The 16,899-nt window shown below is 37.6% G+C and carries 11 protein-coding genes; 1 reads left to right on the top strand and 10 read right to left on the bottom strand.

From position 1 onward, the window contains the following. Positions 1-4: 4 nt before the first annotated feature. The 3 genes from rfbA to rfbB form a co-directional block, all read right to left on the bottom strand. Positions 5-892, bottom strand: coding sequence for a glucose-1-phosphate thymidylyltransferase RfbA (gene rfbA / locus F0365_RS11155; RefSeq protein WP_169933757.1), 888 nt, complete (start codon positions 890-892; stop codon positions 5-7). Between the two features lie 88 nt (positions 893-980). Next, positions 981-1,340, bottom strand: a complete 360-nt coding sequence (locus F0365_RS11150) for a four helix bundle protein (RefSeq protein WP_169933756.1) — start codon at positions 1,338-1,340, stop codon at positions 981-983. 114 nt (positions 1,341-1,454) lie between these two features. Further along, the gene (rfbB, locus tag F0365_RS11145; RefSeq protein ID WP_169933755.1) at positions 1,455-2,501 is read right to left on the bottom strand and encodes a dTDP-glucose 4,6-dehydratase; all 1,047 of its coding nucleotides are present in this window, start codon (positions 2,499-2,501) and stop codon (positions 1,455-1,457) included. A gap of 299 nt (positions 2,502-2,800) precedes the next feature. On the opposite strand from rfbB, the gene F0365_RS11140 reads away from it, so the two are divergent. After that, the gene (locus tag F0365_RS11140; RefSeq protein ID WP_169933754.1) at positions 2,801-4,096 is read left to right on the top strand and encodes an OmpA family protein; all 1,296 of its coding nucleotides are present in this window, start codon (positions 2,801-2,803) and stop codon (positions 4,094-4,096) included. Positions 4,097-4,788: 692 nt separating this feature from the next. Here F0365_RS11140 and F0365_RS11135 read toward each other — a convergent pair. From F0365_RS11135 to F0365_RS11105, 7 genes are all read right to left on the bottom strand, one after another. Next, positions 4,789-6,615: a DUF885 domain-containing protein gene (locus F0365_RS11135; protein ID WP_169933753.1), complete on the bottom strand. Its 1,827-nt coding sequence runs from the start codon at positions 6,613-6,615 to the stop codon at positions 4,789-4,791. Between the two features lie 89 nt (positions 6,616-6,704). Then, a complete protein-coding gene (locus F0365_RS11130) occupies positions 6,705-8,756 on the bottom strand; it encodes a protein-disulfide reductase DsbD family protein (RefSeq protein WP_169933752.1) in 2,052 nt (683 codons plus the stop codon). After that, on the bottom strand, positions 8,753-10,081 hold the full coding sequence (tilS, locus tag F0365_RS11125; RefSeq protein ID WP_169933751.1) for a tRNA lysidine(34) synthetase TilS: 1,329 nt from the start codon (positions 10,079-10,081) through the stop codon (positions 8,753-8,755). Before tilS ends, F0365_RS11130 begins: the two co-directional genes overlap by 4 nt. Positions 10,082-10,090: 9 nt before the next feature. Then, positions 10,091-11,407 carry an anthranilate synthase component I family protein gene (locus tag F0365_RS11120; protein WP_169933750.1) on the bottom strand — a complete coding sequence of 439 codons (1,317 nt, stop codon included), beginning with the start codon at positions 11,405-11,407 and terminating at the stop codon, positions 10,091-10,093. A 135-nt stretch (positions 11,408-11,542) separates the two neighbouring features. Beyond that, the gene (locus F0365_RS11115) at positions 11,543-13,792 is read right to left on the bottom strand and encodes a TonB-dependent receptor (RefSeq protein WP_169933749.1); all 2,250 of its coding nucleotides are present in this window, start codon (positions 13,790-13,792) and stop codon (positions 11,543-11,545) included. A gap of 179 nt (positions 13,793-13,971) precedes the next feature. Then, positions 13,972-15,372 carry a dihydrolipoyl dehydrogenase gene (gene lpdA / locus F0365_RS11110; RefSeq protein WP_169933748.1) on the bottom strand — a complete coding sequence of 467 codons (1,401 nt, stop codon included), beginning with the start codon at positions 15,370-15,372 and terminating at the stop codon, positions 13,972-13,974. A 167-nt stretch (positions 15,373-15,539) separates the two neighbouring features. After that, positions 15,540-16,829, bottom strand: coding sequence for an NAD(P)/FAD-dependent oxidoreductase (locus F0365_RS11105; protein ID WP_169933747.1), 1,290 nt, complete (start codon positions 16,827-16,829; stop codon positions 15,540-15,542). Positions 16,830-16,899: the final 70 nt, after the last annotated feature.

Here is a 16,899-nt window from a genome sequence, read left to right as displayed (position 1 = left end):
ATAATTAATTCGCTTTTCTGTTTCTGAGAACTACTTCTTTGATATAGTCGTAGTAATCTCCTTTTAAGTGTTCAACTCTACTAAAAAGATCTTCTGCGGTAATCCTTTTTTGGATCAACGCCATCTCTTCTAAACAAGCTATTTTAAGGCCGGTACGTTTTTCTACCGCTTTTACAAATTCCGTTGCCTCAGTAAGTGCTTCATGCGTCCCGGTATCCAACCAGGCAAAGCCGCGACTCAGTATTTGCATTTCTAAACTCTTATTCTCTAAATAATACTGATTGACCGCAGTGATCTCCAATTCGCCTCTCTTAGATGGCTTTAATCCTTTTGCCACTTCTATAACTGAATTGGGGTAAAAATAAAGACCTACTACGGCATAGTTGGATGCAGGATTGGTAGGCTTTTCTTCAATACTGCTCAGTTGACCACTAGCATCAAAACTTGCCACACCATAACGCTCTGGATCTTTTACATAATTACCAAATACAACAGCCACATTTTTTTGAGTCACTTTCTGTACTGCTTCTTCCAATAAATCAGAAAATCCAGCTCCATAAAAAATATTATCTCCTAAAACCAAAGCTACAGCATCATCCCCTATAAATTCTTCACCGAGAATAAATGCTTGTGCGAGACCGTCTGGGCTAGGCTGTACCTTGTACGAGATCGAGATGCCAAACTTACTTCCATCACCAAGTAAACGTTCAAAATTAGGAAGGTCATTTGGTGTGGATATCAATAGCACCTCTGTAATACCAGCTTCCATTAAAACAGAAAGCGGGTAATACACCATAGGCTTATCATAAATAGGTAAAAGTTGTTTACTGACTGCTAGGGTTAATGGATGTAATCTTGTTCCCGAACCACCCGCTAAAATTATTCCTTTCATTTGTTTTAAGTTATGTGGTTATGTAGTTATGTAGTTATGGTGTGATGAAGTTATGATGTGATGAAGTTATGATGTTGTTCATTATTTATTAAGCTAGGCTTTTAATTAATTTGGAGAGCATTCTTCTGATGTAAATGATTTTATCAAAGATTATTACTGTTTGTATTTCTTCTGGAACGTACTTTAATCGAATTGATATTTCAAATTGTGTTTCTAATTCTGAGAGTGAGCCCATTGCTATGTATAAGAAACGTGCAAATTCTTTTGAACCTTTTCTTCCAGCTCCTTCAGCTATGTTAGAAGGAATTGAAACTGCGCATCTTCTCATTTGACTTGTCAAACTATATATTTCTTCTTTTGGAAAATTTTTAGAGATAAAGTAGATGGTTTCTACGAGATCCATACTTTCTTTCCAAACGTTAGGGTCTTTGTGGCTTCTGACGTTCATAGGTGGTATTTAGTTATGCAGTTATGGTGTGATGAAGTTATGTTGTTAAGAGGGCTGGTCCATTATTAATGAGCTAAACACCATAACTTGTTAACTTCATAACACGTTAACAATTTATTTATACTGCCCATCATAATACTCTTGATACTTCCCTGAAGTCAGATGATTTAACCAAGTCTCATTTTCTAAATACCAGGCTATCGTCTTTTCTAATCCGCTGTCAAAAGTAAGAGAAGGTTTCCATCCCAATTCTCTTTCTATTTTGGAGGCATCAATGGCATATCTTAAATCATGACCAGGTCTATCTTTAACAAAGGTGATCAATTTTTCACTTTCCCCTGCAGCCCTATTCAAATGCTTATTCATTTTGGAGCAAAGTAATTTTACCAAATCGATGTTCTTCCATTCATTGTGTCCACCTATATTATAGGTCTCTCCTATTTTAGCTTTATGAAAAACAGTATCTATAGCTTTGGCATGATCTACTACAAATAACCAATCTCTTGTATAATTCCCGTCTCCATAGACCGGTAATGGTTTTAAATTGATGATGTTATTAATAAAGAGCGGAATTAATTTCTCAGGGAACTGAAAGGATCCATAGTTATTAGAACAATTAGAGATCACAAAAGGCAACCCATAAGTTTCTCCGTAAGCTCTTACGAAATGGTCAGAGCTTGCTTTAGAAGCAGCATAGGGAGAATTAGGATCGTAAGAAGTATTTTCCTTAAAAAGCCCCGTTTCTCCGAGGGTTCCATAGACCTCGTCCGTACTAATATGGTAAAAAAGACCTTTTTTAAAGTCACTATACATCTTAAAAGACTCTAATAAATTTATGGTACCTAAAACATTAGTCTTTGCAAAAGACAACGGATCCTCAATAGATCGATCTACATGGGACTCTGCCGCTAGATGAATAACACTATCAAAATTATAAAGTTTAAACAACTTGTTTAAATCACTAGCATCTGTAATGTCTGCCTTTACAAAATTGTAATTAGAAGCCTGTTCCACATCTTTCAGATTCTCCAAATTTCCCGCATAGGTAAGCGCATCTAAATTGTATATATCGTAATTGGGGTATGATGTGACAAATAGTCGAACCACATGTGATCCTATAAAACCAGCACCGCCAGTTATTAATATCTTCTTTCTATTCATTAAGGTTGGATTTTAGACCCGCTTTCGCGAAAGCGAGAGAAAAAAAGTTCTCTACAAAGTTAAAAATAATAATACGAGAGAGGCATTCTTTAGAATATTTACTTGAATCAACTATAAATAAAAACAACAATAAGACGTTAAATCACTGATAGACTGTTTGTTAAATCACCAAATAGAATGTAAGCCAAAAATCAACCACACATAAAACAGGCATTATTAATTAAAATTAAGATACTTAATGGGTGTTAAACTTAAGAATATATGTATATATTTGCGTCTGAAAGCAAGTTAAAAATATTATGAAAAAATTATTTACCCTTACAATACTGATCTGCGGTTTCTTATCAGTAGCGCAAACAGAAGATACTACCTCTTCAGAAACAAGTGAAAACGCAACATTCAAAAGATGGGCAATAGACGTAGGTGCTGGTGTTCATAAACCTACAAGACCTTTCGTTGACGGTTATGTTAGCACGCCAGATTTATGGCAAGCAGACTTAGGTCTTCGATATATGTTTACTAGAAGTTTTGGAGTTGGTTTGGAATTCGGTTACAACAACATTCAAAGTGATGCAGATTCTCCAGTAGATTTCGAATCTGATTATTACAGAATTGGTTTAGAAGGTATCGTAAATTTAGGTGACTTTGTCAACTTAAAAAGCGCCTCTTCTAGATTTGGTATTCTTGGACATGGAGGTATAGGAGTAGGATTTCTTACTTCAAACAACCGTTCTTTATCAGATGAAACAGACCACCATTTGAACTTTACAGCAGGTATTACTCCTCAGTACAGAGTGACTAATAGCATTGCTATCTTTACAGACTTAACGATTATAGGTACCACTCGTAATGATTACGGATGGGATGGAGCTCAACTAGGTCCTGATGTAAGAGGTTTTGAAGGATTGATGATCAACGCATCAGTTGGTCTTACTTTCTACTTAGGTGAAGGAACTGATCCAGCAGATTTTGCAAAAGACCCAATGGAGGCTAAGGTAGATGATATCGCTGCTCAAATGGAAAAAATGGCTACTGAAAATGCTGATGATGATCAAGACGGTGTACCTAATTACTTAGACAGAGACAATACTACGGAAAGTGGTGTACGTGTTGACAGTAAAGGGCGTGCTATAGATATGAATAAAAACGGTATTCCAGATGATATGGAAAGCTCTTTAAATTCTCGTTATGCAAGCCAGTCTGATCTTCAAACTGCTATCAACGGTGCTGACGGTGCTAACCAAAACTTAATCAAGCAATTGATTAACGAAGGTTATGTAAATGTGTACTTTAGATTTAACAGCACAAAACCTACTACTTATTCTTTAGGAGCTATAAATACTATCGTTCAATACATGAAGGATAACCCAAGTGCTTCTGCAACTCTTACAGGTTTTGCAGACGAAATAGGAAGCCCTGAATACAACAAGACATTATCTGAGCGTCGTGCTAAGATGGTTAGTGATGTACTTACCGCTGCTGGAATTGACGCAAGTCGTCTATCCCAAAATGGTGACGGTGAAGATGCTTCTGTAGACAAGAACAGTTCTGAAGCTAGACAATTAGTAAGAAGAGTTACTTTTAGAGTAAACTAATCTTTCACTAACATAATATTAAAAAGGGTCGCTAGCGCGACCCTTTTTTTTTGCCCTATTTATAGCTTCTATCCCCTCTTTTTATTCAGTGATTGATCCTGTTTCCTAAATCATCCAGAACCCGTCCACAGTATCTTTTTTACAACCAAAGTCTAAACGTTTATAGAACAAGGCGTATACCCTCTTAAATAACGACAACACACCAACTAATTTGTATAAAGAAAGAACTCCTCTCTCCTAAAGCTAGTAACCATAACAATAGCCTAAGATTGATCTTCCAACCTTTTACCGCTTACCGCATTAGAAGTATCATTTTACACAGGTAATCAACAGTTCTAATTTGCTTATGATTAAATTAGTATTAGGGATATTAATTAGAAAGTGGCTACCGGATACAGTAAGCAAAAGCTATTCGACTATTTATACACCAACTTAAATACAAAGTCAAGGACATACGATTTCAATGCCATGACACAACCGTCATCTAAAACCTAAGTCTTACACATAGGCTGCTCTACTTCTACTAATACTTATAAAGTACAAGAAATAGATAGGGTACAAAAAACCCCTATAAAGCTGCGCTTTACAGGGGGTTTTTACGATGAGCTATGCGGTACTTTCTATCGCATCAATCCACCACTTGTTTGAATCTCAACAACAGATTACCCTATTCTTTCTTTAAAAAGAGGTTGTTACTCCGTAGTCTTGTTTTTATTTGAGATGTAATCCACAACTTGGTCTTCTAACACCTTAAGTGGTAAAGCACCCTTAGTCAATATCACATCATGAAATTCCTTGATATCAAATTGATCTCCCAATGCTGCTTTAGCCTTCTCTCTTAATTCGAGTATTTTATTCATCCCCACTTTATAGGCGGTCGCCTGAGAAGGCATTACTATATGTCGTTCTACCATTTTTACCGCGTCGCTTTCTGCATTTGGGGTATGATCCACGTAATACATAATACCTTCTTCTCGAGTCCATTTTTTAGCGTGTATTCCAGTATCCACAACCAGACGACATGCTCTCCACAACTCCATGGCTAACCTCCCAAAATCACTATAGGGATCTTGATATTTACCGATTTCCTTAGGTATCTTTTCAGAATACAGTCCCCAGCCTTCTACATATGCTGTATAAAAGCTATGCTTTCTAAAATCTGGAATCCCTTCTAGTTCTTGAGCAATAGCAATTTGCATGTGATGTCCAGGAATTCCCTCATGAAAAGCCAGCGCCTCCATTTGGTAAGATGGCATCGCCTCCATATGATAAAGATTTGCATAATAAATTCCAGGCCTACTTCCATCCATAGCTGGCTGTTCATAAAATGCCTTTCCAGCGCTAGCCTCTCTAAAGGCTTCTACCGCTTGCACCTTGATATCTGCCTTGGGCTTTGTTAAAAAGAGCTCATCAAGATCTCCATTCATATCATCAATAATAGAAGTCGCCTTTTTAAGGTAAGCAGCTTTTCCTTTTTCATCGTCTGTATAATAGAATTGCGGATCTTCTCTCATAAATTTGAAAAAGTCTTGTAACGAACCTTCAAACTTGACTTTGTTCATGATCACTTCCATTTCTCTATGAATACGCGCTACTTCAGTAAGACCTAGTTGGTGAATCTCATCAGAGGTCATATCTGTAGTTGTAGTTCTTTTTAATGCAAATTCATAGAACTCTTCTCCTTTGGGAAGTTTCCAAACTCCATCTTCTGCTGTCGCTCGTTGTTGTTGATCTTCAAGCTTAGCAATAAGTGTTTGGTAACCGGTCTTTACTTCGTTTAAAAGAGCCTGTTTTACATCTGCTATAAGTTGTTTCTCTACTTCTTTAGACAATTTTAATGTGGCTATTTTTGCAGTAAAATCCTCGAATAAAGTACTGTTGTACTTGCTTTCTGTAAAGGGGTAACCATCAATTACATTTCTACTATCTTTTAAAACATGGGTAAAAACAAATCTCGGTATCACAATACCATTGGACTCCCGTAGTTTTAAATTTATAGATAATTGTTCAAAGAGCGGTTGTATGCCTTTTAACCTTGATATATACGCTCGAGCATCAGCAACATTATCAATCCTGTGCTGATTGATTAAAAACGCAGGAATTTCAGACTGCATGCCGTGCATTTGATTTACTGGATAGGTATATAACCGATAGTCAAAATTAGCGATCTCTTGTTTTTGCTTTTGATAATACAGATCATAACTTAATTTATCCTGACCTTCTAGAGGTTCCTTATCTATAGAGTCTCTTAAATATTCCAACCTTGATTCTGCTAACTTTTTAGACTCTAAATCGTATTCAGAAGAGATATCTGTCCAAGCACCATAATTCTCTTTACTTCCCATAGAAGTCTGCATTTGAGGATCACGGGCCAGATCCTTTTTAAACTGAACAGCAAGCCAGTCATTGAATTGTTTTGATATTTGTAAGGTATTCGCTTTCGCGGAAGCGGGACTTTTTTCTTCTTCTTTACAAGAAATAAGCAGCATCAAAGCTACTATAGCGAGGGTTTGTTTCATAGTGTTGTATTGAACTCTAAATATAAGCAACAAAAAAACCTATTCATATCAGAATCGGTTTTTAAGATATTCTTTAATGGAATGGACTATTATTGCAAGCCCTTTCTCAACCAGGCTTCGTAAAGGTCTACTTCTGGAGTGTAGGAAATAGGTTGACCTATGTCATTTCCATCTTTATCTTTGATGACGTATAAAGGCTGTGCTGCAACTTGATAATTATTTTTCTGAAACTCCATCCATTTATCTCCTATGGTTCGCACTTTTTTTCCTGTCACCTCAGAAACGTATTGTTGCTCTTTAGGAAGTTTGTTTTTATCATCCACATAAAGCGAAATCAATACAAAATCGTTTTTCAACATATTTAAGATCGCAGGCTCGCTCCACACTCGTTCTTCCATCTTACGACAATTCACACATGCCCAACCCGTAAAGTCTAACAGAATAGGCTTATTCACTTCCTTAGCATAGGCGAGGCCTTCTTCATAATCATGAAAAGCTATAATGTCATGAACCGCTAGATGTGCACCTTCTGGTATCTCTAGATTGGCATCTAGTTTTGTGTATCCTACTCCATAAGGAGCTTCAGCATAATTTAATGGCGGTGGAAAACCGGATATGATCTTTAACGGCGCACCCCAAAGACCCGGAATCATATAAATGGTAAAAGTCAATACCACTAATCCTAATAACAATCTTCCTACTGATATGCTGGTGTCAGGACCATCATGTGGCATTTTAATTTTACCGAAAAGATATAAGGTGAGGCCACCAAAAATAGCAATCCATATCGTCAAAAACACCTCACGTTCTAAATAATGAGTTTGATAAACCAAGTCTGCAGCAGATAAAAATTTGAAAGCCAGCGCCAATTCTAAAAATCCTAAAACAACCTTTACCGTATTTAACCAACCACCAGATTTTGGTAGCGAATTCAACCATCCTGGGAAAATTGCAAACAATGCAAATGGTAACGCTATAGCTAGTGAGAAACCGAACATTCCAATCACAGGTGCTAGTCCACCTTTAGATGCAGCTTCTACAATGAGTGATCCTACTATAGGTCCCGTACAGGAAAAGGAAACAATCGCAAGAGCTAGCGCCATAAAAAAGATTCCAGCGATACCGCCTTTATTAGCTTTTTCATCTGCTTTGTTAGCCCAAGATTGAGGCAATGTGATTTCAAATGCTCCTAAAAAGGAAGCTGCAAAAACCACTAATATCAGGAAGAACGCCACATTAAAATACACATTGGTACTGAGCTGGTTCAAAGATTCTGAACCAAAAATGGCGGTAACAACCGTACCTAAAAGTACGTAAATAACGATGATAAAAACGCCGTAGAGTATCGCATTAGAAATACCTTTTGCTCTGTTTTTACTTTGCTTCGTAAAAAAGCTTACCGTAAGCGGTATCATAGGAAAAACACAAGGAGTGAGCAATGCGGCAAATCCTGAGATAAATGCAACAATAAAAATAGTCCAAAGACTGCGGTCTTTTTTCTCTTCTTTTTCTTCTAATTCTTGATCAGTTTTTTTTTTTACATCCTGCTCTTTTGGAGCTCCTTCTTTTTCATGAGCTTCTTTAAATGGAATAGACGCTACTTCTGGAGCCATGGACAGCATAGGATCCTTTTCTTCATCCAGATACTTTTCAATGAGGTCAGCAGCGGTAGGTGGAACGGCAGCGGTAGGATCTAACTTAAACGTAAGTGCAACACCTTTAGGTCGTAAACATCGTTCTTCATCACAAGTCATAAAAAACACTTCGGCGATTAGGTATTTTAAATCTGTATGGAGAACTTTAATTTTTTGTTTAAAAACCGCTGCGTCAGAGAATTGGTACACATTAAACTCCCATACTGGGGAATATTCTGCATAAGAACCGGTTTCTTCATTAACACCTAGCAATTCTATTTGATCTTCTACCCCATAAAAACTCAAGGTGGTGGCCACTGGCCCACTAATATCTGGAGATGTAGTTTGTGAATACAAATGCCATCCCGGCTCTATAACAGCAGTAGTAGTCAACTCATACTCTTGATCTGATATTTTTTTTACATCGGTAGACCAGGAAGTAGGGTCTTGCTGAGCGGTTAATTGTAAAGCAATCAAGGCTGTTAATGCAAATAGAAGCTTTCTCATAAGTCTGAGGTTATTTCAATTATAGATTTGGTTATACTCGTAATTTTGTGGTGCTTGCTAGCTCTTATGCCTAACAGCCATAATATAGTGCTACCGCTAGTCAATACTACTGCTTTTTCTCGTTCTAAAGAAGGAATTTTGTGGTCAGTTAGTAAATCGCTTATCAATTTACTACCCTTCATTCCATAAGGCTGCATGCGATCTCCATGTTGCCAGTTTCTCACTACAAAAGGATATGTTAATCCCTCTGCATCAAGGAAAATTTTATTGTTGGAATTAGTTGACTTTACATATGTCAACGGGTCATCTACTGCTATGGTTTTGAACTCTAATTGGTGTCCATCAAACTTAACCGTTTCCATGGATTGGTGAATTTTGGTATCAATAGGATTCCGATCTGCTACCCTACTTAAAACCAACACTTCTCTCTCTTTCGTGAGTCTCGTGCTGCCTGACGGAATACTTTTACCATTATCAGCATCCAGTAGTTCTAACGCGTCGGGGAGGTTAAAGTGGTGCTCTTTTAGAAGTTCAAAGAGGTAGGCTTCTGGCTTTACAGTAGCTTTTAATTTCTCGATAGAAATCTCTAGGTTGCCTAGAATTGTTTTTGTTCCGCTTTCGCGAAAGCGTGCCACCTCAACATCTAATAATAATTCTGAATCTTCCAAGTAATTCAACGTATTGCAAAAGTTACCTTTCAAATGTGGTAAAGCCTCATGAAGCAAAGGAATCACCTCCTGCCGCAGTTGATTGCGTACGTATTTAGTAGTGCTATTGCTGCTGTCTTCACGCCAATTGATCTTATTTTCTAAAGCAAAATCACTGATCTGACCGCTGTTAAAAACCAACAAAGGTCTCGCAATAATCCCATTGCGCTCTCTAATTCCAGTCAGCCCATGAAGGCCGGCACCACGGCCTAAATTGATCAAAAAAGTTTCCAATTGATCGTCTAGGTGATGGGCTACTAACACTTGTTTGATCTGATGGCTAGCCGCTATGCTCTCAAAAGCTTTGTACCGCAAATCTCGAGCGGCCATTTGAATAGAAATACCTCTAGACAACGCCATTTTCTCTGTTTCAAATGACTCTATATAAAGCTTGCAATCCCATTGGTTTGCTAGACCTTCTACAAAAATTTGATCGGCATCACTTTCTGCTCCTCTTAAATTAAAGTTACAGTGTATCAAATCAAATTTAATATCCAATTGATCAAGTAAATGGGCTAATACTGTGCTGTCTTTGCCTCCACTTATCGCAATAGCAATAGGAACCGAAAACAGTTCTGGAAAATGAGTGCTGATATGATTTTTAAAAGCTGCTAGCATAGGACAAATTTAATCAAAGCAAATGCCTTGGAGTGCAAGTACTTCAATTAATGCTCGCGCTTTAAGAAAACACTCCTCATATTCTTTTTCTGGAATGGCAGCTGCGGTGATAGCACTACCAACCGAAAAAGAAAGAGCGTTCCTTTTTTCATTATACAATATTGTACGTATGACTACATTAAAATCAAAGTCATTTTCTGGAGTGAAATAACCTATCGCCCCACTGTATAAACCTCTTTTAAAAGATTCGTTTTCTTCAATGATTTCCATAGCACTTATCTTAGGTGCTCCTGTCATGCTTCCCATAGGAAAAGTGGTCTTGATCGCATCTATAGCTGAATATTTTTGATCCAGCTCTGCCATTACTGTGCTGATCATTTGGTGTACTTGCTTAAAGGTATAGATTCCGAAAAGTTCCGCCACTGCAACACTTCCTTTTACCGCTGTTTTAGAAAGGTCATTTCTCACTAAGTCAACGATCATCACATTTTCAGATCGTTCTTTAGGGTCGTTAAAAAGCAGCTCTTTAAGGGATTCATCTTCTGCTAAGTCAGTAGATCTTTTTGCAGTGCCTTTGATAGGCTGGGATATCAACTGGTTTCCAGTCTTTTTTAAATAACGCTCTGGACTGGCACTAATGGCATAATAAGAACCAAATCTGGCATAAACAGCAAATGGCGGCTCACTAATGCTGTTCAAATCATAAAAAGCCTTTTGTGTATCTAACGCGACATCTTGAGCATAAAATTGTGTGCAAAAATTAGCTTCATAAATATCGCCTCTATGAATATGATTGAGGAATTTTTGGGCTTTTTCTAGGTAGGCTTCTTTAGAGTCTTTGGCTTTTAGGATCCCCTTTTGAGAACGTATTTTTGGATCAGAAAAAGAATGATCTTGTATTTTTTGAATTAGCTTTTCAGCTGCTTTCTGTGAAGTGATAAAGGAATAAAGCTTTACTTCTTTATCTGAAATTTCAAAAACCAACTCTGGAACAAAAAAGCATAAATCAGGGAAATCTAAGAGATCCTGATGTGTGCTCTCTAAGTTTTCCAATTCATTCTTAAGATCGTAACCTAAAAAGCCAAACATCCAGTCTTGGTTTGCTGTTCTAAAGGCGTCCAACTCTTCTAGTGCAGTACCACTTTTACATGTTATACGATCTATAGCCCCTACTCCTATTAACGTAGCATAAGAATCATATTTTAAACTACCATGATTGCTCTCTAAGTATACCAGATGGTTTTCAGCATCATAAAACGACAGTAATTTCTTCTTAAAACCTGCAGAATTAGCTGACTTAAAAGTATGAGTCTCTCTTTGCTTCATTGTAAAACAAAGGTAAGATTTGAATGTAAAGCAATGAGTTAATCTTTAATAAATATTTGTTTGATTTGACATGCCCAATATTAGTGTTATTATATTCTAGATCAATTCTGTTTATGAGTCTTATCCTACTATTTCCTAAAACGTATACTGAATACTACCGCGTATAAACAATGGTGTTCCAGGAGTAAAATGAATTTCTTCTACAGATTGTGTTTCATTAGCCAGTCTGGATTCTGTAGCAAATTGGGTTTCATTCCATGCCAGGTTAAACAGGTTTTGTACCGCCATTCCCAATCTTAAGCTTTCAGTCATATCATAGTTCACATTGAGATCTGCAACAAAGTAGCCTTCTGCTACAATACTGTTATCCTCATTTGCTGCTCGATCTCCTATGTAACGGTAACGCAATCCCGCATTGAACCTCTTATAATCTTTTAAGCTTATTCCTCCGGTAGAGGTCAACTCTGGTGCTAAGGGTATGTAATTAGCAGCATCTGGCTCGTTAATAGCTCTGGCATGTGCATAATTCAAATTGCTATCTAAAAACACATAATCAGACAATTGGTATTTAAAACCAAGATCAAAACCATTCCGTTGTGTTTCTCCACTAGGTTCTACAATTCCTGCATCTCCTACATAAACAAATTCTTGTTCTAAGAACAAATACCAAAGTGCTCCATTGATAATAAGATTGTCGCTTGCTTTCCAGATAGTTCCAAGATCAGACCCATAAGACTTAGGTAAGATATCCTCAGCTCCATTCTCTAGAACAACTCTTGTATCATTGCTGTGCAAACCTATACCATTACGCAGGTATACCTTTACATTATCGTTCACCTCATAGTTGAAATTCAATTTAGGAAGGAGCGCATTTGCTGTTTGAGACTGCGTGCTATAGATTGCTTCCAGCGCGTCTTTATAGTTGAACTTGAATCGCTCCAATCTCAGGCCCGCATCGATCAAAAGATGGTCTATATATAATTCTGCTCCGACAAATAAAGAGGAGTTGGTCTCATTGATATCTCCCAGCTGAATGTTCTCTAGAGTTTCTCTTCTATTTAAGGTTCGTGATAAACCAGAAGCATCTGTTCTATCGTTTCTCCATCCCAGTCCAGCTTTTAGATCTAGCCTATTATTTCTCAGTTGAGTTTTATAATCGTAAGCAACCTTAAAGCCTGCAAGGTTTCTGGATTCTTGTTGTTTGATTTGGTCTCCATTAATAGGATCTTCTAAAAAGAAGGTGAAATTAGAATAAAGTAAAAAGTCATAATGGGAATAAAATACGGTCGTTTGCAATTGCTCGTTATCGCTCAAGTCCATATCGTAATTAAGAATGATATTAGTTCTAGAAGTAGCCCCCCCTTCTGTGTCATCTATCGCTCCAAAACGATTGATCAAACCACTATCTACAGCACGCTGCGGAATCTGACCACTAGCGTCCCATTCACTGTCAAAATGAGAAAGACTCAGGCTTAATAAATTACCGTTATTTGAAGTATGGTGTAATTTTCCAAAAAGATTGACGCGATCAAAATTTTGCGGACTGTCAAAGGCGCCATCAAAGGTTAAATATTCTGTCGCTATATATGCCGTAGTATGAGAGTTATCTACTAATTGTACCATTCCTAAATAACGTTGGTGATTAAAATCGCCTATCTCTACTCCTATTTTGTTTTCGTCAAGGTAGCTTTTAGTTCGAAAATCTACATGTCCAGCAGTGGCAAAGTTCCCTACACTTTCATCATAACTTCCTATCCCGTAAGATATGTTGTTTACGGTTTCAGGAATCAGAAAATGAAGATCTGCATAGCCCTGGCCATGTGCATGAGAGACCATATTTACTGGCATTCCATCCACGTTGATCGCGACATCTGTACCGTGATCAATATCAAAACCTCTAAGGAAAATTTGTTCTGCTTTTCCTCCTCCGGCATGCTGACCTATAAAAAGTCCTGGAACTGTTCTCAGGAGTTCTTGAGAAGAGCTTACCGGGTTTATTTGCAAATCGACGTTTGCGAGTACGTTAAGAGTTTCTACATCATTGGTTATGGTAATAGCGTCCAAGTCTAAGGATGCTGGAATCATCGTAATTTGTAAGACCTCTTTAACATTAGTAATAATAAAGGAACCTGCTTCATAACCTATATGAGAAAACCTCAACTCTTCACCTTTTTCTGCGTTATCGATGGCAAAAAAACCTTTGGAGTTGGTATGGGTATGATCACCAGAAGCCATGTGCAACACATAGACGTCTTTTAATGGTTGCCCGTTTGGATCTGTTATAAAGCCAGAAATACTATGAGCCAAAAGAATTGGTGAAAAGAAGAAAAAAGCAATGGTTAATACCGCTTTCGCGAAAGCGGAATAAGAAAAATTAGTAGGCATTATTTTGATAATTTAGTTGCACTACTTACGTAACTGCCACTAAAATCGGTTTTAAATTAAATGTTAAAAGCAGACACTTCAACTATAAAGTATTGTAAATCAGGTGTTAAATCCGTTTATAATGTAAAAAAAGCCGACTCATAAATGAATCGGCTTTAGAAATTATGATGTAATGAATATTACACGTGCAATGCTCTGTCTCCAGTTGCAGCAAGCGCTGCTTCTTTCACAGCCTCTGCATAAGTAGGGTGCGCGTGAGACATTCTTGCAATATCTTCTGCACTAGCTCTAAATTCCATAGCAGTAACAGCTTCAGCAATAAGATCGGCAGCTCTGGCTCCTATCATGTGTACTCCTAAAACCTCGTCTGTAGTTTTATCTGCAAGAATTTTAACTAATCCGTCGATATCTCCAGAGGCACGTGACCTTCCTAAGGCACGCATAGGAAAGGATCCTGCTTTAAATTCTATTCCTGCTTCTTTTAATTCTTCTTCTGTTTTACCTACACTGGCTACTTCTGGCCAGGTATAGATTACGTTAGGGATCAAGTTGTAATTGATATGTGGTTTTTGACCAGCAATCACTTCTGCAACAAAAACTCCTTCTTCCTCTGCTTTGTGCGCTAGCATGATACCGCGTACTACATCTCCTATCGCGTAGATATTAGGTACATTAGTTTGCATATGATCGTTGACTTCTACCTGACCTCGCTCATTGATCTTAACACCAGCTGCCGTTGCATTTAGTTTATCTGTATAAGGACGTCTTCCAACAGAAACTAGGCAGTAATCACCTTCAAAGCTAACTTCTTCTCCTTTTTTGTTTTTGGCCGTTACAGTAACCTTATCTCCATTGCGTTCTACTTTATTTACCGCGTGAGAAAGGTGGAATTTCACTTTTTGTTTTTTAAGAACCTTCATCAATTCTTTAGAAAGGGTCTTATCCATCACTGGAGTAATGCGGTCCATATATTCAATAACCGTTACCTCAGCTCCTAGTCTTTTATATACTTGGCCTAGCTCAAGACCTATCACTCCGCCACCGACGACGATCATGTGTTTAGGAATCTCTTTAAGGGATAATGCTTCTGTAGAAGTGATGACTCTTTCTTTGTCAAGAGTTATAAAAGGAAGGCTTCCAGGTTTTGAACCAGTTGCAATAATGGTATTGATTGCTTCAATAGTTTCTGATTTCTCCCCGTCTATTTTAATATGGGTAGCATCGACAAAAGACCCCATACCTGTAAAGACATCGATCTCGTTCTTTTTCATCAAATATTGCACACCATCGCATGTAGTATCTACCACTTGCTGTTTGCGAGCAATCATTTTTTCAAAATTAATTTTTATCTCTCCCGGAATCTCAATACCGTGTTCTTCAAAATGCTTTATAGCATCATCATAATGATGGGAAGAATCAAGAAGTGCCTTGGAAGGAATACATCCTACATTGAGACAAGTCCCACCTAAGGTGTTGTATTTTTCTATAATGGCAGTTTTCATGCCTAGTTGTGCACAGCGTATTGCGGCTACATAGCCACCAGGTCCTGAACCTATTACTGCAACATCATACTTACTCATAAGAGTTGGTTTTTATTATATAATTAAGTCTTAAAATCAATTAAACATAAAGCCCAATTGATAATACAAAGGTACTAAAGGAAGGCTTATTTATGTATTATTTAGGGCATAATTGTACCTTGCAAGGCTTATTGTTTAGCCTGCTCCTTTTATTAATAAAATTATTTCTATTTATCAGAAACCTCTTTTTTTTGATAAGGTCGTATAATCAATCGCGCTGCTCTATCAAAATTGAAGTAGTTATAGACCCAATTTAGAAATACGACTAACCTGTTCCTTACTCCTACTAAGAAATACAGATGTACGCCCAGCCAAGTTATCCAAGCTAGAAAACCACCTAAAGTAAACGACTTGATATCTGCAACTGCTTTGTTTCTTCCTATGGTAGCCATGCTGCCTTTGTCAAAATAAGAAAATTCCTTTAGCGGTTGCTCCAGAAGTAAACGTTTAAAATTCTTGAGCAGTAGCTTGCCTTGTTGAATAGCAGGTTGCGCCACTTGAGGGTGACCCTCGGGATATGCAGGTGTTTTCATTAAGGCGATATCTCCTATAGCAAAAATATTTTCATAACCTTCTACTCTATTCATGCGATCTACCAGAAAACGTTGGGATTTTTGGTCCACACTTTGCTCCCGTATTCCATTTATAGGATTTCCAATAACTCCCGCACTCCATATAAATGTGAGTGCTTCAATTTTTAAATCTGTGTTGGTTAAAACGGTTTCTTCTTTATAGTTCTTAACCATGACGTTAAGATGAATGTTTACCCCTAGTTCTTTTAAGTATTTTTCGGCCTTTTGAGATGCTTTCTCACTCATACTTACGAGCACTCGACTTGCGCCGTCTAACAAATGGATCTCCATATGATCTGGATTCAAGTCTGGATAATCGTTAGGGAGCACTCCTTTTTTGAATTCGGCAAAGGCTCCTGCTAATTCCACTCCAGTAGGCCCAGCTCCAGAAAGCACAATACGCATCAGCTTCTTTTGTTCTTCTGCATCGCTAGTCAAGGTTGCCTTCTCTAGATTTTGAAGCATGTAACTTCTTATATTGAGCGCCTGAGGAACACTTTTCATTGGTAAAGAAGTTTCTTCTAGTTCTTTGTTTCCAAAAAAATTGGTTTTAGTTCCTGTCGCCATGACTAGGTAATCAAAAGTTACCTCTCCTATAGAGGTTTTAAGGGTCTTCATGACCGGCTCTACGGACTCTACTTCAGCCAGTCGAAATATAAAATTAGTACCATCATTTACCAATCCTCTTAATGGGAAAGCTATAGAATCAGGTTCCAGACCACTAGTCGCCACCTGATACATCAACGGCTGGAAGTTGTGGTAATTATGACGGTCGATAAGGACAACTTGAAAGTTTTGTTTGGTTAGCTTTCGCGAAAGCGTCACACCTCCGAAACCGCCGCCCACAACAATGACTCGTGGTAAATCTGAATGTGGTATATTCATGTTATTGTCTTTTAACAAATATAATTTTTAGGAGGTGATTTATAGAGCCATTAACATTCTTTTCTTACTG

It is taken from the genome of Nonlabens sp. Ci31 (assembly GCF_012974865.1).
GTDB lineage: Bacteria > Bacteroidota > Bacteroidia > Flavobacteriales > Flavobacteriaceae > Nonlabens.
The sequence above is the reverse complement of the archived record's forward strand: the minus strand, read 5'-3'. Positions and strand labels throughout refer to the sequence as shown.

Bases quoted from the DNA above. Each gene is read 5' to 3' on its own strand.
- lpdA (WP_169933748.1), bottom strand. From the start codon at position 15,372: ATGAGTAAGTATGATGTTGCAGTAATAGGTTCAGGACCTGGTGGCTAT.
- F0365_RS11105 (WP_169933747.1), bottom strand. From the start codon at position 16,829: ATGAATATACCACATTCAGATTTACCACGAGTCATTGTTGTGGGCGGC.
- F0365_RS11135 (WP_169933753.1), bottom strand. From the start codon at position 6,615: ATGAAACAAACCCTCGCTATAGTAGCTTTGATGCTGCTTATTTCTTGT.
- rfbB (WP_169933755.1), bottom strand. From the start codon at position 2,501: ATGAATAGAAAGAAGATATTAATAACTGGCGGTGCTGGTTTTATAGGA.
- F0365_RS11140 (WP_169933754.1), top strand. From the start codon at position 2,801: ATGAAAAAATTATTTACCCTTACAATACTGATCTGCGGTTTCTTATCA.
- F0365_RS11130 (WP_169933752.1), bottom strand. From the start codon at position 8,756: ATGAGAAAGCTTCTATTTGCATTAACAGCCTTGATTGCTTTACAATTA.
- rfbA (WP_169933757.1), bottom strand. From the start codon at position 892: ATGAAAGGAATAATTTTAGCGGGTGGTTCGGGAACAAGATTACATCCA.
- F0365_RS11120 (WP_169933750.1), bottom strand. From the start codon at position 11,407: ATGAAGCAAAGAGAGACTCATACTTTTAAGTCAGCTAATTCTGCAGGT.
- F0365_RS11115 (WP_169933749.1), bottom strand. From the start codon at position 13,792: ATGCCTACTAATTTTTCTTATTCCGCTTTCGCGAAAGCGGTATTAACC.
- F0365_RS11150 (WP_169933756.1), bottom strand. From the start codon at position 1,340: ATGAACGTCAGAAGCCACAAAGACCCTAACGTTTGGAAAGAAAGTATG.
- tilS (WP_169933751.1), bottom strand. From the start codon at position 10,081: ATGCTAGCAGCTTTTAAAAATCATATCAGCACTCATTTTCCAGAACTG.